Origin of the sequence: Microbacterium sp. NPDC089186, from assembly GCF_040685115.1 — a bacterium.
In the GTDB taxonomy this organism is placed as follows: domain Bacteria; phylum Actinomycetota; class Actinomycetes; order Actinomycetales; family Microbacteriaceae; genus Microbacterium; species Microbacterium galbum.
Map to the genome: position 1 here is coordinate 257,513 of NZ_JBFBHJ010000003.1, position 20,450 is coordinate 277,962.

Here is a 20,450-nt window from a genome sequence, read left to right on the forward strand (position 1 = left end):
GACTCGATCGGGACCGGGATGCGAATGGGCCGGCCTGTACGCCGGGTTCTGTCCGGGGGTCCCGGGGGACCCCGTGGACGGTCATCTCTCTCGGCGACACGTTGCCGTGCCGCTCCAGCGGCCTACCCGGGGACTCGGCGAGCCGCGTCGTCATCCCCTGTCTGGCCTTGCTCCGGACGAGGTTTACCTCGCGGGTCGTGTCACCACGACCCCGGTGGTCTCTTACACCACCCTTTCACCCTTACCCCGGTCCTGACGGACCGCGGCGGTCTGCTCTCTGTGGCACTGTCTCGCGGATTGCTCCGGGTGGGCGTTACCCACCGTCCTGCCCTGTGGAGCCCGGACGTTCCTCGGCACGGGCGAACCCGTGACGCGACCGTCCAGCCGACCCATTCGCAGGGTCGAGTCTACGCGGGCCGCTCAGCCCTTCTCGGCCGTCTCGCCGATCCGCAGGTCGAGGGGGAAGTCGATGGGGAACGTCCCGAACAGCAGACGGCCCGCGGATGCCGCGGACTCCCGCACCGCATCCGCGACGGCGTCGGCGTGTTCGAGCGGGGTGTGCACGACGATCTCGTCGTGCAGGAAGAACGCCAGGTGGGGCACCCGCGCGAACACCGGACCCGAGGCGGGCGCCGCGTGGGCGGCATCCGCCGCGGGGAGGACGGCGAGACGCGCGCGCAGGTCGGCGAGCCACGCGAGGGCCCACTCGGCGGCCGTGCCCTGCACGATGAAGTTGCGGGTGAAGCGGCCCCGGTCGCGAGCGGATCGACGCGCGCGGCTCTCGTCGACTCCGGATGCCGCGGCGTCGCTCGCGCGCGACTGCAGGTGCTGCCACGCCTCTCCCGCGGCGGGTGAGGTGCGCCCGAGCCACGTGCGGACCACTCCCCCGTTCTCACCCGTGCGCGCGGCGTCGTCGACGAGCTGCATCGCCCGCGGGAAGGTGCGGCGCAGACGCGGGAGCAGGCGCCCGCTCTCCCCGGTGGTGGCGCCGTACATCGCGCCCAGCATGGCGAGCTTCGCCTCGGCGCGGCTGGCGACGGCCCCGCGTTCGACGATGCCGGCGTAGAGGTCGCGACCGGATGCCGCCTCCGCCAGCGCCGTGTCACGCGCCATCGCCGCGAGCACCCGCGGTTCGAGCTGGGCCACGTCGGCGGTCACGAGGGTCCAGCCCGGATCGGCGCGGACGGCGGTGCGGAGCGAGCGCGGGATCTGCAGCGCTCCGCCGCCCGACGACGCCCATCGGCCCGTGACGACTCCGGCGGGAACGTACACGGGGCGGAAACGGTCGTCGTGCACCCACTCCTGCATCCACGCCCATCCGTTGGCCGTGTACAGGCGCATGAGCTTCTTGTAGGCGATCAGAGGGTCGACGACGGGGTGGTCGTGCTCGGCGAGCTCCCACCGGCTCGTGGAGGTCACCTGGAGCCCCGCCCGGTGCAGGGAGCGCAGCAGGCGAGGCTGCGAGTCCAGGGAGGCCGTCGGATCCTCGAGAGCGGCCCGGACGATCGCCGCGGTGCGCTCGATGCGCTCCGGCAGACCTCCGCCGCGACGCGAGCCGAGCTCGCGTTCGAGCATCTCCTCGTGCGCGCGCCGGCTCCACGGCACACCGGCCGCGTGGAGTTCGGCGGCGATCAATCCGCCGGCCGATTCGGCGACGCACAGCAGGCGCAGAGCGCCGGGGGCCGCCGCCGAGTCGATGGCGGCGAGCTGCCGTCGAAACTCGGCGACAGCGTCGTCGAGCGAGTCGGGCAGGACGGTCGAGGGATCGCCGAGGTCGAAGAGCGTGTCGCCCGCCGCGGGCGCGGCGCTGCCGGCATCCCACTCCGGGTGGGAACGGAGCCCGTGATCGTCGACCACGCCTTCGGCGTCGCGCAGGATGCCGTGCACCAGTCGCAGATCCCAGGCGCGGGCCAGACGCACCCCCGCCGACAGCAGAGCGGGATACGTGCTCGCCGTATCGGCCCACACCCACCGGACGTCTCCGCGCGCTTCACGATCGGAAACGGCTTCGGCGAGCCGGTGGGCGGGGACGTCGGTGGGGGCTGCGTCGACGTCGAGCGACTGGAGGGCGAAGCGGCCGGGGCCGGTGCGCCCGACGACGACCGTGTCAGACGGCACGGGCGCCGGCAGGGGTCATCGCGATTCTTCGGTGCGGACGAGGATCGCGCCGCACTCGGGGCAGAACACGACCTCGTCGGTCTGTGCCCGGCGAACCGTGGCCAGGTCGCTCGGCGGGAGAACCATGCGGCAGGCCTCGCAGGCGCCGGCGCGCAGCAGACCCGCACCGTTGCCGCGGGAGGCGAGACGCTCGTAGAGCCCCAGCAGGTCGGCGGGGACGGACGCGGCCACGGCGTCACGATCGCGGCGCGCACCGTCGAGGCGCGTCGTCGCGTCGGACACGGTGGTCTTGGCCTCGGCGCTGAGCTGCGCGCCCTGCGCGTTGGTGTCGGCGATCAGTGCCTCTTGCTCGGCGACCGCGGCGTCGGCGGCCTCGAGGCGCTCCATGAGCGCGATCTCCATGTCTTCGAGGTCGCCCTTGCGGCGCTTCAACGACACGAGCTCGTTCTCGAAGCCCTGCGCCTGCTTGGGGTTGGACGAGGCGGCGAGACGCTCGGTGTCGCGTGCGATGCGGGCGTCGACGACGGCGACGTCGGATTCGAGGCGCTTCAGTTCGGCGGTGATGTCGTCGCGCACGTTGGCCCGGGTACCGAGCTCTTGCGCGAGCGTCGCCCGCTGGGCGATGAGCTCGCGCACGCGCTCGGCCTGCGGCGGGTTCGCCGCGACGCGCTCATCACGACGGATGCGGGCGTCGAGGTCGGCGAGATCGAGCAGTTTGCGCTGGTCGGCGGGATCGGCATTCACGCATGCAACGCTACCCCGGGGGTCGGACATCGGCGGTACGCGCCGACAGCGCGGCCCGCGCGCGCCCGGTGCCGAGATCACACCTTCGGCGCGAGATCACTGCGTAGGGCCGCGCACTTCGGTGCGACCTCGCGCCGGACGTGTCATCTCGCGCGCGTCGGCCGGCGATCGAAGCGGCGGGTGCGCACGCGGCGGGGGCCCGCGGCTAGACTCGGGGCATCCCGGGCCTTTAGCTCAGCTGGTAGAGCGCCACGTTTACACCGTGGATGTCGTCGGTTCGATCCCGGCAGGGCCCACCACCTCCGCGGTGCCGTACACCGTCCGCTCACGTCGCGCATCATGGAGCGATGGAGCACCGCACCCCCATCGACCTCGACTCGTGGCCGCGTCGGCAGCACTTCGACCACTACCTGCACGCGTCGCCGTGCACGTACGCGCTGACCGTCGAGGTCGACGTCACCGACTTCGTCGCGGCCGTGCGGGCGTCGGAGCGTCGCACGTACGTCGCGCAGATCTGGGCCCTCTCGGCGATCGTCGATCGGCATCCCGAGTTCCGCCTCAGCCTCGACGAGACGGGCGCGCCGGCCGTGTGGGATCGCGTGCACCCGGCCTTCACGGTCTTCCACGCCGAGAGCGAGACCTTCTCGTGCCTCTGGGTTCCCTTCGACCCGGACTTCGCCGCGTTCCACGATGCCGCCGTGCGCACGATCGCCGAGCACGCGGCATCCGAGGAGTTCTTCCCGCAGGGCGAACCGCCGCGCAACACCTTCGACGTCTCGAGCCTGCCGTGGACGGACTTCACCGGCTTCACGCTGCACATCCAGAAGGGCTGGGCGCATCTCGCGCCGATCGTCACGCTCGGCCGGTACGTCGACCGCGACGGCCGCGTGCTGCTGCCCGTCGCCCTGCAGATCCACCACGCCGCGGCCGACGGCTTCCACGCCGCCCGCTTCGTGAACGAACTGCGCGAGCTTCTGGCCGACGGTTCGTGGCTGACGGCCCCCGCGGCCGCCGAGCGCTAGTTCAGGATGTTCACGCTCCGCGCGATCACCAGCGCCAGCAGGATGAACCCCGACACCGCCTGCACCATCATGAACAGCTTCGCCCGACTCGACAGCGGCATGACGTCGGTGGGGCTGAAGGCCATGGCGTTGGATGCCGAGAAGTACAGGTAGTCGACGTACCCGGGCGCCCAGTCATCCACGTCGGACGAGCGTCGCCGCACTTCGCTGACGGCGTCGCGGTCGCTGTCCTGCGGGAACTGGAAATCGGCGGCCGGGAGCTCGTCTCGGGGGTCCCGACGGCGGGCGATCGGCCCGCCCCGGTCCATCTCCCAGTAGACGACGGCGTAGCCGATCACGTTGATCGCCCACACCTGTGCGGCGCCGAGCAGCGTTCCGGCCCCGTCGCCCTGTCCTTGCAACAGCTGGTGGACGAGCAGCACCAGCGCCACCTGGTTCGCGAGCAGCAGCACGGCGGTGAACGCCAGCGCGAAGCCGCGCCCCCATCGCGACTCGCGCGTGAGTCGCGATGGATTCGTCACCACCATGGGGACGGCGCACAGCACGCCGGCGCCCACGACGACGTACCTCAGGATGCCGGCGGCCTCCGTGGGCAGGAAGGCGTACAGTCCCGCCCCCACGGCGAGGGCGATCAGCACCGGCCAGCGGTGCTCGGGCCGCGTGCGGAACGCGGAGGGATCCTGCGGGCTCACGCGCTCAGGCTAGACCCGTCCCGCCCTCGGGCCCGGGCTCGGGCGTCCTTCATCGCTCCTCCACAGCCGGGACGGGACTCCTCGACGTCGAAGGGTCGCGACGGTCGGAGCAGGACCGCGGGCTCCCCGCGCACCCGATGGCGCGCCGACTCGCTAGGCTGGACGCTGGTTGATTGTGCGGAGCGAACAAGGGTTGCCGCACTCGTATGGCGATTCTCTGGCATGACCTGCCAGACGACGAAAGGTCTTCCGTGACTGTTCACGACCAGGATCCGTATTCGCAGGGGCCGCAGGACAGCGACCCGGAAGAGACCGGGGAGTGGCAGGAATCCCTGCGACAGCTGGTCCAGGCGAAGGGTCCGGCTCGCGCTCGCGAGATCATGCTGAGCCTGCTCAAGGGCTCGAAGGAACTGCACCTCAACGTGCCGATGGTTCCGACCACCGATTACATCAACACGATCGCTCAGAAGAACGAGCCCGAGTTCCCGGGCGACGAAGAGCTCGAGCGTCGTTACCGCAAGTGGATTCGCTGGAACGCGGCGGTCACCGTGCACCGCGCGCAGCGTCCCGGCATCGGCGTCGGCGGCCACATCTCGACCTACGCGTCGTCGGCGGCCCTGTACGAAGTGGGCTTCAACCACTTCTTCCGCGGCCTCGACGACCCGTCCGGTGGCGACCAGATCTTCATCCAGGGCCACGCCTCGCCCGGCGCCTACGCGCGCGCCTTCCTCGAGGGTCGCCTGACGGAGGCGCAGCTCGACGGCTTCCGTCAGGAGAAGTCGGCGGCGCCGAACGGCATCCCCTCCTACCCCCACCCCCGTCTCATGCCGGAGTTCTGGCAGTTCCCGACGGTGTCGATGGGTCTCGGTCCGATCAACGCCATCTACCAGGCGATGTCGAACAAGTACCTCGCCAACCGCGGCATCAAGGACGTCGGCGGCTCGCAGGTGTGGGCCTACCTCGGCGACGGCGAGATGGACGAGGTCGAGAGCCGCGGCCAGCTGCAGGTCGCGGCGAACGAGGGCCTCGACAACCTCAATTTCATCATCAACTGCAACCTGCAGCGCCTCGACGGCCCCGTCCGCGGCAACGGCAAGATCATCCAGGAGCTCGAGAGCTTCTTCCGCGGCGCCGGCTGGAACGTCATCAAGGTCGTCTGGGGTCGCGAGTGGGACGACCTGCTCGCCCGCGACACCGAGGGCGCCCTGCTCAACCTCATGAACACCACGCCCGACGGCGACTACCAGACCTACAAGGCCGAGAACGGCGCGTACGTCCGCGAGAACTTCTTCGGTCGCGACCCCCGTGCGCTCGAACTCGTCAAGGACTACACCGACGAGCAGGTCTGGGGCCTCAAGCGCGGCGGCCACGACTACCGCAAGGTCTACGCGGCGTTCAAGGCGGCGGCCGAGCACAAGGGACAGCCCACCGTCATCCTCGCCAAGACCATCAAGGGCTACGGCCTCGGTCCCCACTTCGAGGGCCGCAACGCCACGCACCAGATGAAGAAGCTGACGCTGGACGACCTCAAGTCGTTCCGCGACGCGATGGACATCCCCGTCACCGACGCGCAGCTGGAAGAGAACCCCTACCAGCCGCCGTACTACAACCCCGGTGAGAAGGACGAGACGATCCAGTACATGCTGGAGCGTCGTCGCTCGCTCGGCGGCTTCCTGCCCGAGCGTCGCACGACCCACGTGGGTCTGGAACTGCCCGGGGATGCCGCGTACGCGCTGCCCAAGAAGGGCTCCGGCACCCAGGACGTGGCGACCACGATGGCGTTCGTGCGTCTGCTGAAGGACCTGCTTCGCGTCAAGGGCTTCGGCCACCGCATCGTGCCGATCATCCCCGACGAGGCGCGCACGTTCGGTATGGACGCGTACTTCCCGACGGCGAAGATCTACAACCCCAAGGGCCAGCACTACACCTCCGTCGACCGCGAGCTGCTGCTGGCGTACAAGGAGAGCCCCGAGGGCCAGATCATCCACGTCGGCATCAACGAGGCGGGCGCCCTCGCGGCGTTCACCGCGGCCGGCACGGCGTACGCGACCCACGGCGAGCCGCTCATCCCGGTCTACGTCTTCTACTCGATGTTCGGCTTCCAGCGCACGGGCGACGCCCAGTGGGCCGCGGGCGACCAGATGGCGCGCGGCTTCATCATCGGCGCCACCGCCGGCCGCACCACGCTGACGGGCGAGGGTCTGCAGCACGCCGACGGTCACTCGCAGCTGCTGGCCTCGACCAACCCCGCCACCGTGTCGTACGACCCGGCCTACGGCTACGAGATCGCCCACATCGTGCGCAGCGGTATCGAGCGCATGTACGGCGGCGAGCACTCCGACCCGAACGTCATGTACTACATGACGGTCTACAACGAGCCGTACGTGCAGCCCGCCGAGCCCGAGGGCGTCGACGTGGACGGCATCGTCCGCGGCATCCACCACATCTCCACCGGTGAGGGCGACGGTCCCCGCACCCAGCTGCTCGCGTCGGGCGTCGGTGTGCCGTGGGCCCTCGAGGCGCAGCGTCTGCTGAAGGACGACTGGGGTGTGAAAGCCGATGTGTGGTCGGTGACCTCGTGGTCGGAGCTGCGTCGCGACGGTCTCGCCGCGGACGAGCACAACTTCCTGCACCCCGATGAGGAGCCCCGCGTGGCCTACCTCACCGACAAGCTGAAGGAGGCCGAGGGTCCCGTCGTGGCCGTCAGCGACTGGATGCACGCGGTGCAGGACCAGATCCGCCAGTGGGTTCCGCAGAATTACTGGACGCTCGGCGCCGACGGCTTCGGCTTCTCCGACACGCGTGCCGCGGCCCGTCGCTTCTTCAAGATCGACGGCCCCTCGCTCGCCGTGCGCGCCCTCCAGGCCCTGGCCGAAGAGGGCAAGGTCGACCGCGCCGTCGTCGGTCAGGCGATCGAGAAGTACCGCCTGCACGACGTCAACGCCGGCACCAGCGGCAACGCGGGCGGCGAGGCCTGAGTCCGGTGACGGACTCCACCGTCGGACCCGGTTCCCCCCGCACCGCGGGCGGGGCCGGGTCCGACCGGTCTTCGGCGGGGGACGCCGCGGTCGAGAAGGCCGAGACCCTCACATGGCTGCGGCGCATCTCCGGCGATCTCGCCACCGCGACGATCCAGCGCCTCGAAGAGACGCTCCCGTGGTACGCCGAGATGCCCCCCGCGCGGCGATCGGCGGTGGGGCTGGTCGCGCAGGCCGGCATCACCTCGTTCCTGCAGTGGTTCGAGGAACCGGCATCCACCCCCGCGATCGCGGCCGACATCTTCGCCGCGGCCCCGCGCGAACTGCTGCGCAGTGTGAGCCTGACGCAGACGCTGCAGCTGGTACGCGTGACCGTCGAGGTCATGGAGGAACGCGTCGCCGGGCGGAGCGAGAAGGTGCGCGAGGCGATGCTGTCGTATTCGCGCGAGGTCGCCTTCGCCGCCGCCGACGTCTATGCCCGGGCGGCCGAGGCCCGGGGCCTGTGGGACGCGCGTCTCGAGGCGCTCGTGGTGGACTCGATCCTCACGGGCGAGGCCGACGACGAACTCCCCAGCCGCATCGCCGCCCTCGGGTGGCACGGTCATGGCGAGGTCGCGGTGCTCGTGGGCACCACTCCCCCGCAGCTCGACGTCGATCAGGTGCGGCGCACGGCGCGCAAGCTCGGCGTGGATGTGCTCATCGGCGTGCAGGGGTCGAGGCTCGTGCTGGTGGTCGGCCGTGCGGATCTGCCCGCACGCTCGAGCGGAGAGGACACCGCTGAACTGCCCTTCCCCGAGATCGCGAAGCGCCTCGAGCCCGGCTTCGGGTCGGGGCACCTCGTGCTGGGCCCGGCCGTTCCGGCTCTGGTCGACGCAGGCCAGAGTGCCCGCGCCGCGCTGGCGGGTTTCGCCGTCGCCCGGGCATGGCGCCACGCCCCGCGTCCGGTCGAGGCCGACGACCTGCTCCCGGAGCGAGCCCTCGCGGGAGACGCGGTGGCCAAGCAGACCCTCGTCGACCGCGTCTACCGCCCCCTGCAGGCGCACAGCGCCGATCTCGTCGCGACCCTGTGGAGCTACCTCGACAACGGCCGGTCGCTCGAGGCGACAGCCCGCGAACTCTACGTGCACCCCAACACGGTGCGCTATCGCCTGAAGCGCGTCTCCGAGGTGATCGGCTGGGATGCCACGGGCCCCCGCGAGGCGCTGATCCTGCAGACGGCGCTGATCCTGGGCTCGATCGGCACGGATGCCACCCGCCGGCGCGGTCTCGCCAGTCGGCGACCGCTCGCGTCCCGTTGACGCGCCCCTCGGCTTCCTCTCGCCGAGTGTCCCCGACACGCCGTTCCGCGCACCGGCGTGCGGCGTGTCGTGGACACTCGACGGAGGGGTGGCGGCCGTGCTGATGCACGGCGCGCACAAAGACACGCCGCATATCTGTGCCGATATCTCCATAAGCACCGGCCCGATCCTTGGCAGGATGGGACGGTGATCATCGCCGTCTTCCCCGGACAGGGCTCGCAGACCCCTGGGTTCCTCTCGCCGTGGCTCGAGATCGACGGGGCGCGTGAGCGCCTCGCCGCCTTCTCCGATCAGGCCGGAGTCGACCTCATCGCCGCCGGTACCGAATGGGATGCCGACCGGATCCGCGACACCGCGGTCGCCCAGCCGCTCATCGTCGCCGCGTCCCTGCTGTCGTGGGCGGCACTGAACGAGCGCACGGGCACACCCGTCGCCGGTGTCGCGGGGCACTCCGTCGGTGAGATCGCCGCTCTGGCGGCATCCGGGGTCCTGAGCGACGCGGACGCGCTGCGCCTGGTCGGTCTGCGCGGCCGCGCGATGGCCGAGGCGGCCTCGGCGGTCGACACCGGAATGAGCGCCGTCGTCGGCGGAGACGAACAGGCCGTTCTCGAACGCCTCGCGGCGCTGGACCTCACCCCCGCCAACTACAACGGCGGCGGGCAGATCGTCGCCGCCGGGGAGCTGCCGGCCCTGGCCGAACTCACGGCGGAGGCTCCCCGCGGTGCGCGGGTCATCCCGCTGCAGGTCGCCGGTGCCTTCCACACCCGCTTCATGGAGCCCGCGGTCGAGACGCTGCGATCCGCCGCGGCCGACGTCGAGGTCGTCGACCCGAACCTGACGCTGTGGACCAACTCCGATGGCTCCGTCGTCTCCGACGGCCGCCGCGCGCTCGACCTCGTCGTCGCGCAGGTGGCCTCGCCCGTCCGCTGGGATCGCTGCATGGCCTCGTTCGCGGAGCGCGGCGTCACCGGCATCATCGAACTCTCGCCCGCGGGGGCGCTCACCGGGCTCGCGAAGCGCGCCCTGCGCGGCACCCCGACCGTGGCGGTCAAGACCCCCGACGACCTCGACGCGGCCGTCTCACTGCTGAAGGAAGACCAGGCATGAGCACCCCCACCCTCCGCCAGACCCAGGGCGCGGCCCACACCCGCATCTACTCGTACGGCGCGGCCCGCGGCGAGAACTTCGTCCCCAACGACGACCTCGTGGGTCCCATCGACTCGAGCGACGAGTGGATCCGCCAGCGCACCGGCATCGTCACGCGCGTCCGCGCCAACAAAGAGACGGATGCCATCGACCTGGCCGCCGAGGCCGCACGCGAAGCCGTGGAGAAGTCCGGCGTCTCCCCCGCCGACATCGACGCCGTGATCGTCGCCACCATCAGCAACCCGAAGCAGACGCCCTCGGCCTCCGCGATCGTCGCCGACCGGATCGGCGCGAACCCCGCCGCCGCCTACGACGTGAACGCCGCGTGCGCGGGCTTCGCCTACGGCGTCGGCCAGGCCGACGCTCTCGTGCGCGCGGGTCTCGCGACGCACGTCGTCGTCGTGGGAGCCGAGAAGCTCAGCGACATCGTCGACCCCACCGACCGCAGCATCTCGTTCCTCCTCGGCGACGGCGCGGGCGCCGTGGTCGTCGGACCGAGCGACACCCCCGGCATCGGCCCGACCGTCTGGGGGTCCGACGGCTCGAAGGCGGATGCCGTGGGCATGAACGCCACGCTCAACGAGTTCCGCGACGGCACGGCGCCGTGGCCCACCCTCCGCCAGGAGGGCCCCACGGTCTTCCGCTGGGCCGTGTGGGAGATGGTGAAGGTCGCGCGTCAGGCGATCGAGGCCGCGGGCATCGAGCCCGGCGACCTCGCGGCGTTCGTGCCGCACCAGGCCAACATGCGCATCATCGACGAGTTCGCCAAGCAGCTGGGCCTGCCCGAGACCGTCGTCATCGGCCGCGACATCGAGACCACGGGCAACACCTCCGCGGCATCCATCCCGCTCGCCACCCACCGTCTGCTCGAGGAGCACCCCGAGCTCAGCGGCGGTCTCGCGCTGCAGATCGGCTTCGGCGCCGGGCTCGTGTTCGGCGCGCAGGTCGTCGTGCTTCCCTGACGCGAGAGCGTCGAACCCTAGACTGATCGGGGCCTGTCAGGCCCGCCCCCAAGAAACAGGAGACATCATGGCATTCACCAACGACGAGGTTCTCGCCGGCCTTGCCGAGCTCATCACCGACGAGACCGGTATCTCGGCCGACGAGGTCGCCCTCGAGAAGTCGTTCACCGACGACCTCGACATCGACTCCATCTCGATGATGACGATCGTCGTCAACGCCGAGGAGAAGTTCGGCGTCACCATCCCCGACGACGAGGTCAAGAACCTCAAGACCGTCGGCGACGCCGTGACGTTCATCACGTCGAACCAGTCCTGACACCTCCCGGTGGGGGCTTCGGCCCCCACCGGTCACGACCTGTCGGCCGCACCAAGGATCTCTCGCTCATGAGCACACCCCGCATCGTCGTCACCGGCATCGGAGCCACCTCGCCCATCGGCGGAACGGCACCCGAGAGCTGGTCCGCCCTGCTCGCCGGAACCTCCGGCGCCCGATCCCTCGAGCACGAATGGGTCGAGCAGTACAACCTGCCCGTCACCTTCGCCGCCGAGGCGCTCGTGCGTCCCGAGACCGTGCTCGAGCGACCCGTCGCCAAGCGGCTCGACCCCTCGTCGCAGCTCGCCATGGTCGCGGCCAAGGAAGCATGGGAAGACGCCGGCAGCCCCGACATCGACCCCGACCGTCTCGGCGTCGACTTCGCCACCGGCATCGGCGGTGTCTGGACGCTGCTCGACGCCTGGGACACCCTGCGCGAGAAGGGCCCGCGTCGCGTCATGCCGATGACGGTGCCCATGCTCATGCCCAACGCCGCGGCGGGCAACCTTTCGCTGCACTTCAACGCGCGCGCCTTCGCACGCACGGTCGCCTCCGCCTGCGCCTCGAGCACGGAGTCGATCGTCAACGCCGTGCAGCACATCCGCGACGGCCTCGCCGATGTGGTGATCGCGGGTGGGACCGAGTCGGCCATCCACCCGATCACGATTGCCTCGTTCGCGTCGATGCAGGCGCTGTCCAAGCGCAACGACTCCCCCGAGACCGCCTCGCGCCCGGCGAGCATCGACCGCGACGGCTTCGTCATGGGCGAGGGCGCCGGCGTCCTCATCCTCGAGACCGAGGAGCACGCCAAGGCCCGCGGCGCCAAGATCTACGCCTCGATCGTGGGCGGCGGCGTGACCGCGGACTCGTACCACATCACCGCCAACGACCCCGAGGGCCACGGAGCCGCCCGCGCGGTGCACATGGCGCTGGAGATGGCCGGAGCGTCGGTCGACGACGTGACCCACATCAACGCGCACGCCACCTCGACGCCCGTCGGCGACCCGAACGAGTACAAGGCACTGCGCTCCGTCTTCGGCGACCGCGTCGACGAGATCCCCGTCTCGGCGACCAAGGCCTCCACCGGCCACCTGCTCGGTGGCACGGGTGCCCTCGAGGCGATCTTCACCGTGCTGGCTCTGCAGAACCGCGTCGCGCCGCCGACGATCAACCTCACCGAGCAGGACCCCGAGGTTCCGTTTGCCCTCTCCGGCTCTCCCGTCGAGCTGGGGGCGGGCGACCAGCTCGCCATCAGCAACTCGTTCGGCTTTGGCGGGCACAACGCCGTCGTCGCGATCGCCTCGGTCTGACCGCAGAAGAACGCCCCCTGGCATCCCCCCGACTGCGATCGGGGATGCCAGGGGGCGTTCTCTCTCATCCGGGTGGGGATACGCGGTCCCGGTGCCGGGTATGGACACCGGCCTCCGGTAGTGGCGCCTCCCCGCCCGGGGGTCTCAGCCGACCTTGTGCAGCCAGACGATCTGCTGATCGTCGCCCGCGTGGCGGAACGGCTCGAGCTCTTCGTCCCACGCGGAGCCGAGGGCCACGTCGAGTTCGCGCTGCAACTCGAAGGGATCGCCCGCGGCGACCTCCATGGCGTAGCGCACGCGGTCCTCGCCGATGACGACGTTGCCCGAGGCGTCGGTCTGCGCGTAGTGGATGCCGAGCCCCGGCGTGTGCATCCAGCGACCGCCGTCGCTGCGCGGCGTGGGGTCTTCACTCACCTCGAAGCGCAGGTGCTCCCATCCGCGGATCGCGCTCGCGAGCGCCGCGCCGGAGCCGACCGGGCCCTCCCAGTAGAACTCCGCGCGGCGGCTGCCCATCAGCACGGGCTGGTCGGCCCAGTCGAAGTTGACGGCACGGCCGAGAGCGCGTCCTACCGCCCACTCGAGGTGGGGGCACAACGCGCGGGGCGCGGAGTGGATCAGGATCACTCCGCGCGAAGACGTGATCGCCATGGTCTCTCCTTCGTCAGGTACGTCTTCCCCTACGACCTGTGATGGAGCACGGCGGCTGTTCGTTTGTCCCGGCAATTATCGCCCGTGCATAACGAAATCACAACACTGTGATTCGGCCGCCCGTCACGGAGGCGCTGTCAGGCGAACCAGAGTGCCCAGTACAACGCGAAGTTGCGGTTGCCGTAGGCCGAGCAGGCGTCGCCTGCGCCCCACCGGGCGGCGAGGGCCGCCGGATTCGGCTGGTAGGGCGTGTAGTTGTACAGCGCCGCGGTGGCGCGGTTCGTGATCGTCACGTCGGTGCCGCCGCAGGCCGGGTCGGGCGAGTAGGCGATGTAGTGCGTTCCGGGCTGGCGCATGAAGCCCGAGGCGCTGTACGACTTCAGATCGGTCGTTCCCTGGGCGACCTGCTCGGCGAAGCCGGCCGCGCCCGGGTCGCACGCGGCGTCGTCGGGGCAGCGCGCCCCCATCGCGGCCCCCAGCTGCTCGGCGCGGGGGGCGCGGGCCGAGCGACCGGCGACGAGGCTCTGCTCCTTCTGCAGGGTCACCAGGATGACCTTCGCCGAGATGCCGCACGCGCGCTGCACGCGGTCGATCACCTGCGCGGCGGATAGCTCTCCCCCGTCCCACCCGTCGCAAACCGTCTCGCCCGTGGCATCCGAGACGATCGGTTCACGCGCGGGGAAGTCCACGCGCAGATCGGCGAGGCACGTGTCGCCCGTGCACGCGCCCACCTGGTCGTCGAGGAACGCCTGGATCTGATCGGCGGTCAGTGCGTCACCGTCGTAGAAGTCGTCGTCGCCGATCAAGGTGCCGGGGTCGAAGGACGCCAAGTCGACCGCGTCGCGTCGGGTCTCGGCGCTCCACGCGGCGTTCCACGCCCGCGTGAGCGACACCAGCGGCACGAGGGCGACCACGATCAGAGCGACGAGCACGACGGCCGTGACGCCGACGGTGATCCGGCGACGGCGGAGCACGCGCGCGCGGGCCGCGGAAGGCCGTCGCCTGCGTCTCTTCACCACCCCTCGATCGTGCCGCACCGCGCTGACCGCTCGCTGCACGCACGGGGATGGCGTGGCGAGGCGGTCAGCGCGGTGAGGGGGTCGGAGCGATCCCGACTCAGCTGCCGGACGGAGCCGACGGCGTGGGAGCCGAGCCCTCTGCGGGCGGTGCGGGCGGGGTGGGCGCGGTGCCGTCGGTGGGAGGGGTGGGAGCGGATCCCTCGGCGGGAGGAGCGGGCGGCGTCGGGGCGGAGCCGTCGGTCGGCGGGGCGGGCTTCTCTCCGCCGGCCTCGGGGCCGTGGGCTCCGGGACCGTTCGCGCCCGGGCCGTCGCCGGGGCCGCACTCACCGGGGCCGGTGCCGTCGGGAGCGGCGGGGCCGGCGGGCGCGGTGCCGTCGGTCGGAGCCGGTGCGGGCGTGGGCGCGGTACCCTCGGCGGGGGCTCCGCTCGGCGTGGAGCCCGGCGTGGGAACGGTGCCGGGGCCGGTCGCGCCCCCGTCGGCGCTCGGAGCCGAGGTCGCCGCGGTGAGCGTCGCTCCCCCGGTCTGCGCGGCCAGGGCGGCGCTGCCGCCGGTGAGCCCCGCCGCCACGATCACGGCCCCCGCGATGAGGGCGGGTCGCCGCCAGGAGCGGCGGCGCTGCTCGGTGGTCTCCTCCAGACGCGGGAGCGGCTGGGTGGGGTATTCGTCGTCGTTCATGATGTCCTCCTGCACCGGTGGCTGTCACCGGCTCTGAGACCAGACTTCGAGCCGGGACTGAAGCGAACCTGAAGCCGGTGCCCGAGAGGCGAGCGCATACGCAAGCCATATCTCGCGTTCAGGGGGCGGCCCTATCGTCACTCGGATGTCCGCTCCCGCCCGTGTGCTCGTCCTCGACGACGACGAGACGATCCGCGTGTCCGTGCAGACCGCGCTGCGGGCGGACGGCTTCGTCACCGAGGCCGCCCCCGACGGGAGCGACCTGAGCGCCCGCCTCGATCGATTCCGTCCCGACCTCGTCATCCTGGACTGGATGATGCCGGGACCGAGCGGCATCCGGTTGCTGCCCCTCGTCCGCGCGACGGGCGACATCCCGGTGATCATGCTGACCGCGCGCGACGAGGTCGACGACCGTCTGCGCGGCTTCGCGGAGGGCGCCGACGACTACGTCGTCAAGCCGTTCACGATGGCCGAGCTCGTCGCGCGCGCCGGGGTCGTGCTCCGTCGGCGCGGGCGCCTTCCGCAGACCATCGCGGTCGGCGACCTGCTGGTGGATCCCGATGCCGCGACCGCCCACCGCGCGGGAGCGCCGCTCGACCTGACGGCGACGGAGTTCCGCCTGCTGCAGCTGTTCGCGGAGAGTCGCGGACGCACGCTGTCGAAAGCGCAGATCCTCACCCAGGTGTGGGGCTACGACGATTACGACCCCAACCTCGTCGAGGTGCATCTCAGCGCCCTGCGTCGCAAGATGGAGCAGCACGGGCCCCGGCTGATCCACACCGTGCGCGGGTTGGGCTACCGCTTGAGCGCGGTCGCGTGAGTTCCGCGGTCCTACGCTCCGGGTCGCTGCGACGCCGCACGATCGTCGCCGTCGTGGCTCTCGTGGCGCTGCTGCTCGTGGTGCTGGCGGTCGTGGTGGACCTGGCGCTCGGCGCGCGACTGCGCGGACAGATCGAGGAGCGCTTGCGTGATCGCGCCGCCGCCACAGCGTCGCTGGTCGGCATCGTCGACGACTCCGACCTGGCGGAGCGTCTGTCGGACCAGGGCCTCGCCGTCCGCATCGACTCCGCCGGGGGCGGGTCGGTGGTGGCGGGCCCGAGCCCCGAGCAGCTGCGCGAGGCGCCGGGCGGGCCGGGAGGACCGGGGGGCGGGGCGCCCGGGGAGCGTTCGGTACCGCAGCCCACGCCCTCCAGCGGCGTGGATGTCGTGGCATCCGAGGTGTCGGGCGACGATCAACTGATCACCCTGCGCTCGACGCTCAGCGACGGATCGACTTTAACGCTCACCGCTTCGGCCGTCGGTGTCGGCGAGACCCTGGGGCAAGTGCGATGGATCATGGCCGTGTCGTCGATCGGGGTGCTCGTCCTCGCGGCGGGCGCCGTGACACTCGTCGTCCGGCGGAGCCTGCGCCCCCTCGACCGGGTCTCGGAGGTCGCCCGAGCGATCGGCGCGGGCGAACGGGAGCGGAGACTGCACCCGACGCGCACCGACACCGAGATCGGTCGAGTGGCGACGGCGCTCGACGACATGCTCGACGATGTCGTGGGCGCGGAGAAGACGGCCCGCGAGGCCGAGCAGCGGCTGCGGGCGTTCCTCTCGGATGCCGCTCACGAGCTGCGCACGCCCGTCGCCGGCATCCGGGCGGCCGCCGACACCCTCGTGCGTGCCGACCTGGACGGGCCCGAACGCGAGATGCTCGCCGCGCACGTGGCACGGGAGGCCACGCGCGCGTCGCGCCTCGTCGACGACCTGCTGACGATGGCGCGAGTGGATCGTGGACTCGATCTGCAACGCGTCGACATCGATCTGCGCACGCTCGTGGATGCCGAAGCGCGTCGCATGCCGCTGGTTCACCCCTCGGTGCGGCTGCGAACGGCCGTCCCCGACCAGCCGGTCCGGACGACCGTGGATGTCGATCGCATCGCCCAGGTCGTGGCGAACCTGATCGAGAACGCCGCCCGTGCGACGGGCGGGACCGGGGAGATCGAACTCGCCCTGCGGATGGACGACCGACGCGCCGTGATCTCGGTGACCGACGACGGCCCGGGGGTGCCCGCCGCCGACCGGGAGCGGATCTTCGACCGGCTGGTGCGCCTGGATGCCGCGCGGGCCTCGGCCGCGGGCGTCGGACTGGGATTGCCGATCGCCCGCGGGATCGCCCGCGCGCACGGCGGCGACGTCCAGTACGTCGCGTTGCCGACGGGGGCGCGTTTCGAAGTCGAGCTGCCGTTCACCGTCGCCTGAACGCGGCGCGATCAGCGCGCCGCGCGTGAGGCGAGACGATGAGCGCGCGCCGGGCGCGGGCGCCGTCCGCCCGGCGGGCGGAGCGTGAACGGCGCCCGCGCCGTCAGCCCGGGGCGGGGATGCGTCAGTTCGCCGTGCGACCCACCGGGCGGCGGGGCGGGGCGGGCGGCGGGGCGATTCCCGCGGCCGTGAGTGTGAGACCGTCGGCGCCGCTGGCGTCGTGCATCATCTGATCGATGAGCTCGCGGTCGATCGCGGGCTCCCGACCGCCGTAGAACTGCATGACCAACGCGTTCGAGGCGTGGATCCACAGGCTCGCCTGGCGCACGCCCTCGTTGACGGGCAGCTGGAGCATGAACCCCTCATTGCGTCGCAACTTGTTCATGACGACGATGCGGAGGTGAGCGAGGATGCGGTCGTCGATGTCGAACGATGCGCGGTCTCGGTAGATAAGTCTTCCCACGACAGGTCCTTTTCTGGCGCGCCGAAACGTACCGGTAGAGCAAGGGCGGGACCACGCCGGGAAGCGAGGCAATGCGGGAGTTCCAGTATTCCACTCCGCACGCCGTGGGGATACTCCGCGAGCGATATATCGCTCACCGGGTGTGTCGCGCCTCGGGGGCCGTTCTAGAGGTCGCGGCGAATGCCCAGGCTGTCCGACGACAGGGTCGCTAAGTTGGGTCACGATCTGCGATCATCCGACCCACGAGAGAGAAACCCGTGAGCCATCACCGCACCTCCCCCGACCAGGAGGGCCGATCTTCGAGCCCCCTCTTCTCGAGAGGGGGTGAGATCTGATGCTGGCTGCGGCCCTGACGCTTCTGTTGGGGATCATCGTGACCCTGGCGATCATCGTCGCCTGCGGATTCTTCGTCGCGCAGGAATTCGCCTACATGTCCGTCGACCGGGCGCGGCTGACCGCGCGGGCCGAGAAGGGCGACGCGCAAGCGAAACGTGTTCTCGCGATCACCAAGCGCACGTCGTTCATGCTGTCGGGTGCCCAGCTCGGCATCACGGTGACCGGACTGCTCATCGGGTACGTCGCCGAGCCGCTGATCGGCGAGTCGATCGGCACGCTGCTGGGCGGCGTCGGCGTCGACCCGGCCGTGTCCGTGCTGATCGGAACCGTCGGCGCGCTGCTGCTCGCGACCGTGGTCACCATGATCTTCGGCGAGCTCTACCCGAAGAACCTGGCGATCGCGAACCCCGAGCCGCTCGCGCGCGCCCTCGCCGTGCCGACGCGCATCTACCTGCTGCTCTTCGGCTGGCTCATCACGGTGTTCGACGTCGCGGCCAACGCGCTTCTGCGCCTCCTGCGCATCGAGCCCCTCGAGGACGTCGACGAGAGCGCCACGGCGCGAGACCTCGAAGCGATCATCGAGGAGTCGCGCCAGAGCGGCGACCTGCCCGACGACCTGTCGATGATCATCGACCGCATCCTCGACTTCCCCCAGCGCGACGTCGAGCATGCGATGGTGCCGCGATCGCAGGTGGGATCGGTGACGCCCGAGACCACCGTCGGCGAGGTGCGCGCTCTCATGGCCACCGGCCACACGCGCTACCCCGTGATCGGCGCGGAGGACTCCCCCGTCGGCGTGGTCGAGCTCATCGACATCCTCCGAGAGGATTCCGCGGATGCCGCGCCGGTGGCATCCGTCATGCGGTCGGCGGTCGTCATCCCGACATCGATGCTGCTCCCGGTGGCCCTGGAGCGCATGCGGCAGACGCGCAACGAGTTGGCGTGCGTCGTGGACGAGTACGGCAACTTCGACGGCATCCTGACCATCGAGGACCTGACCGAAGAGGTCATCGGCGAGCTCTCGGACGAGCACGACGCCGAGGTGGCCGAGGTGTCCGCTGTCGGCGACGACGCGTGGAGCGTACCGGGCGACCTGCACCTCGACGAGCTCGAGAGGCTCATCGGTCACGACCTCGCCCACAGCGACGTCGAGACCGTCGCGGGTCTCGTGATCGAAACGCACGGCGACCTCCCGCCCGTCGGCGGGGTCGTACGGATCGACCTGCCCGAGCGGGCGTCCGAGACCGTGCAGGGACTCGATTACGAGCGCTGGCTCGCGGTCGAGGTCGTCGAGGTCGACCGTCACGTGCCGTCGCAGTTGCGCGTGCAGCTGCACGAGGTGGATCGGGATGCCGCCGCCGTCGACGGCCCGGCCCACGGCGAGGAGGTGGCCCGATGAACGGCTGGACCGTCGCGCTCATCACGGCCGCGCTCATCATCGCGAGCGCCTTCTTCGTCATCGTCGAGTTCGCCCTCCTCGCGGCCCGTCGTCACCGGCTCGAGGAGGAGGCCGCCACGAGCGCGTCCGCCCGCGCGGCCCTGCGCGGGGTCAACGAGCTCACCGTCATGCTCGCGTTCGCGCAGCTCGGCATCACCGCCTGCACGTTCCTGCTCGGAGCGATCACGAAGCCCGCGATCGACTACGCGCTGGCCCCGGTGTTCGAGGCGTGGGGTCTCCCCTACGTCCTGGCCGACATCATCGCGTTCATGCTCGCGCTGATCGTGGTGACGTTCCTGCACCTGGTCATCGGCGAGATGGCGCCGAAGTCGTGGGCGATCGCGCACCCCGAGACCGCGGCGAAGGCCACCGGCATCCTGGCCCGTGCGCTCACCTGGCCGCTGCGTCCGTTCCTGCTGTGGATCAACCACATCGCGAACCGCCTGGTGAAGGCCTCGGGCGTCGAGCCCGTAGACAAGGCCGCGGCGGGTGGGCAGGACGCCGACACGATCCGCGAACTGGTCGCGCACTCGCGTCAGGCGGGCACGCTCGAGCAGCAATACTCCGAACCCATCGCCCAGGCGATCGCGCTCGGCACGCTCACCGTGGGCGACATCGTGCGCACCGACCGCTCCCCCACGGCCGTTGCGATGGACGCCACGGTCGCCGACGTCCAGGCCGTCGCGGCGTCGTCCACGCACCTGCGCATCCTGGTGGGCTCGGGTGCGGCGTCTCGCGTGATCCACGTGCGCGACACGCTTGCCATCGATCCGTCGACGCCGGCGCGCGACATCGCCCGCGATCCGCTGCTGCTCGAGCCCTCGGCATCCGCCTACGACGCCCTCGCCCGCATGCGCCGCGGACGGGTGCAGCTCGCGACCGTGGTCGAGGGCGAGAGGCTCGTCGGCGTCGTCACGCTCGACGACCTGCTGCGCGAGATCCTGCCCGGGCCGGGCGAGCCCGAGGTCGTCGCCGCGGGATGACTCGGTTCGGGGCGGATCCTTCCGTTCAGGGCGAGAATCGCGCGCCCCGAGGCGAGGATT

The 20,450-nt window shown here is 71.1% G+C and carries 17 protein-coding genes, 1 tRNA gene, 1 other RNA gene and 1 pseudogene; 12 read left to right on the forward strand and 8 right to left on the reverse strand.

The window, feature by feature from the left end; all coding sequences use genetic code 11:
* Positions 1 to 21: 21 nt before the first annotated feature.
* The 3 genes and pseudogenes from rnpB to AB0N82_RS11440 form a co-directional block, all read right to left on the reverse strand.
* Positions 22 to 392, reverse strand: an RNA gene (gene rnpB, locus AB0N82_RS11430) — RNase P RNA component class A.
* 28 nt (positions 393 to 420) lie between these two features.
* A pseudogene (locus AB0N82_RS11435) lies at positions 421 to 2,137 on the reverse strand (bifunctional 3'-5' exonuclease/DNA polymerase).
* Positions 2,134 to 2,862, reverse strand: a complete 729-nt coding sequence (locus AB0N82_RS11440) for a C4-type zinc ribbon domain-containing protein (protein ID WP_315995678.1) — start codon at positions 2,860 to 2,862, stop codon at positions 2,134 to 2,136. The pseudogene AB0N82_RS11435 and the gene AB0N82_RS11440 overlap by 4 nt, the downstream one beginning before the upstream one ends.
* A 223-nt stretch (positions 2,863 to 3,085) precedes the next feature.
* Between AB0N82_RS11440 and AB0N82_RS11445 the strand changes: the two genes are divergently transcribed.
* Both AB0N82_RS11445 and AB0N82_RS11450 read left to right on the forward strand, forming a co-directional pair.
* Positions 3,086 to 3,161, forward strand: a tRNA-Val gene (locus tag AB0N82_RS11445).
* 48 nt (positions 3,162 to 3,209) lie between these two features.
* Entirely contained in the window at positions 3,210 to 3,884 is a 675-nt protein-coding gene (locus tag AB0N82_RS11450) for a CatA-like O-acetyltransferase (RefSeq protein ID WP_363391689.1), read from the forward strand.
* On the opposite strand, the gene AB0N82_RS11455 is transcribed toward AB0N82_RS11450, so the two are convergent.
* Positions 3,881 to 4,576: a hypothetical protein gene (locus AB0N82_RS11455; RefSeq protein WP_363391692.1), complete on the reverse strand. Its 696-nt coding sequence runs from the start codon at positions 4,574 to 4,576 to the stop codon at positions 3,881 to 3,883. The genes AB0N82_RS11450 and AB0N82_RS11455 overlap by 4 nt on opposite strands.
* A 251-nt stretch (positions 4,577 to 4,827) precedes the next feature.
* On the opposite strand from AB0N82_RS11455, the gene aceE reads away from it, so the two are divergent.
* The 6 genes from aceE to AB0N82_RS11485 all read left to right on the forward strand — a co-directional run bounded on the left by aceE (position 4,828) and on the right by AB0N82_RS11485 (position 12,583).
* Entirely contained in the window at positions 4,828 to 7,554 is a 2,727-nt protein-coding gene (aceE, locus tag AB0N82_RS11460) for a pyruvate dehydrogenase (acetyl-transferring), homodimeric type (RefSeq protein WP_315995675.1), read from the forward strand.
* Positions 7,555 to 7,670: 116 nt separating this feature from the next.
* A complete protein-coding gene (locus AB0N82_RS11465) occupies positions 7,671 to 8,852 on the forward strand; it encodes a helix-turn-helix domain-containing protein (RefSeq protein ID WP_315995902.1) in 1,182 nt (393 codons plus the stop codon).
* 186 nt (positions 8,853 to 9,038) lie between these two features.
* Positions 9,039 to 9,959 (forward strand): ACP S-malonyltransferase, encoded by a 921-nt coding sequence (locus tag AB0N82_RS11470; protein ID WP_363391695.1) that lies wholly within the window; start codon positions 9,039 to 9,041, stop codon positions 9,957 to 9,959.
* Positions 9,956 to 10,960: a beta-ketoacyl-ACP synthase III gene (locus AB0N82_RS11475; protein WP_315995673.1), complete on the forward strand. Its 1,005-nt coding sequence runs from the start codon at positions 9,956 to 9,958 to the stop codon at positions 10,958 to 10,960. The genes AB0N82_RS11470 and AB0N82_RS11475 overlap by 4 nt, the downstream gene beginning before the upstream one ends.
* Before the next feature lie 67 nt (positions 10,961 to 11,027).
* Complete coding sequence (locus AB0N82_RS11480) at positions 11,028 to 11,276, forward strand: acyl carrier protein (RefSeq protein ID WP_022880558.1); 249 nt, start codon at positions 11,028 to 11,030, stop codon at positions 11,274 to 11,276.
* Between the two features lie 68 nt (positions 11,277 to 11,344).
* Complete coding sequence (locus AB0N82_RS11485) at positions 11,345 to 12,583, forward strand: beta-ketoacyl-[acyl-carrier-protein] synthase family protein (protein WP_315995672.1); 1,239 nt, start codon at positions 11,345 to 11,347, stop codon at positions 12,581 to 12,583.
* A 144-nt stretch (positions 12,584 to 12,727) separates the two neighbouring features.
* Here the strand turns inward: AB0N82_RS11485 and AB0N82_RS11490 are convergent, their stop codons facing one another.
* The 3 genes from AB0N82_RS11490 to AB0N82_RS11500 form a co-directional block, all read right to left on the reverse strand.
* Complete coding sequence (locus AB0N82_RS11490; RefSeq protein ID WP_076675660.1) at positions 12,728 to 13,231, reverse strand: DUF3145 domain-containing protein; 504 nt, start codon at positions 13,229 to 13,231, stop codon at positions 12,728 to 12,730.
* A gap of 137 nt (positions 13,232 to 13,368) precedes the next feature.
* On the reverse strand, positions 13,369 to 14,250 hold the full coding sequence (locus AB0N82_RS11495) for a hypothetical protein (RefSeq protein ID WP_363391700.1): 882 nt from the start codon (positions 14,248 to 14,250) through the stop codon (positions 13,369 to 13,371).
* 97 nt (positions 14,251 to 14,347) lie between these two features.
* Complete coding sequence (locus tag AB0N82_RS11500; RefSeq protein WP_363391703.1) at positions 14,348 to 14,926, reverse strand: hypothetical protein; 579 nt, start codon at positions 14,924 to 14,926, stop codon at positions 14,348 to 14,350.
* A gap of 145 nt (positions 14,927 to 15,071) precedes the next feature.
* Between AB0N82_RS11500 and AB0N82_RS11505 the strand changes: the two genes are divergently transcribed.
* Together AB0N82_RS11505 and AB0N82_RS11510 are read left to right on the forward strand one after the other, a co-directional pair.
* Positions 15,072 to 15,746: a response regulator transcription factor gene (locus AB0N82_RS11505; RefSeq protein ID WP_363391705.1), complete on the forward strand. Its 675-nt coding sequence runs from the start codon at positions 15,072 to 15,074 to the stop codon at positions 15,744 to 15,746.
* Positions 15,743 to 17,170: a HAMP domain-containing sensor histidine kinase gene (locus AB0N82_RS11510; RefSeq protein WP_363391708.1), complete on the forward strand. Its 1,428-nt coding sequence runs from the start codon at positions 15,743 to 15,745 to the stop codon at positions 17,168 to 17,170. The genes AB0N82_RS11505 and AB0N82_RS11510 overlap by 4 nt, the downstream gene beginning before the upstream one ends.
* A gap of 124 nt (positions 17,171 to 17,294) precedes the next feature.
* Here AB0N82_RS11510 and AB0N82_RS11515 read toward each other — a convergent pair whose 3' ends face one another.
* On the reverse strand, positions 17,295 to 17,633 hold the full coding sequence (locus tag AB0N82_RS11515) for an ATP-dependent DNA ligase (RefSeq protein WP_298872682.1): 339 nt from the start codon (positions 17,631 to 17,633) through the stop codon (positions 17,295 to 17,297).
* A gap of 334 nt (positions 17,634 to 17,967) precedes the next feature.
* Here AB0N82_RS11515 and AB0N82_RS11520 point away from each other — a divergent pair, with 334 nt between their 5' ends.
* Complete coding sequence (locus AB0N82_RS11520; RefSeq protein ID WP_315995667.1) at positions 17,968 to 19,368, forward strand: hemolysin family protein; 1,401 nt, start codon at positions 17,968 to 17,970, stop codon at positions 19,366 to 19,368.
* Positions 19,365 to 20,390 (forward strand): CNNM domain-containing protein, encoded by a 1,026-nt coding sequence (locus AB0N82_RS11525; protein WP_315995666.1) that lies wholly within the window; start codon positions 19,365 to 19,367, stop codon positions 20,388 to 20,390. The genes AB0N82_RS11520 and AB0N82_RS11525 overlap by 4 nt, the downstream gene beginning before the upstream one ends.
* Positions 20,391 to 20,450: the final 60 nt, after the last annotated feature.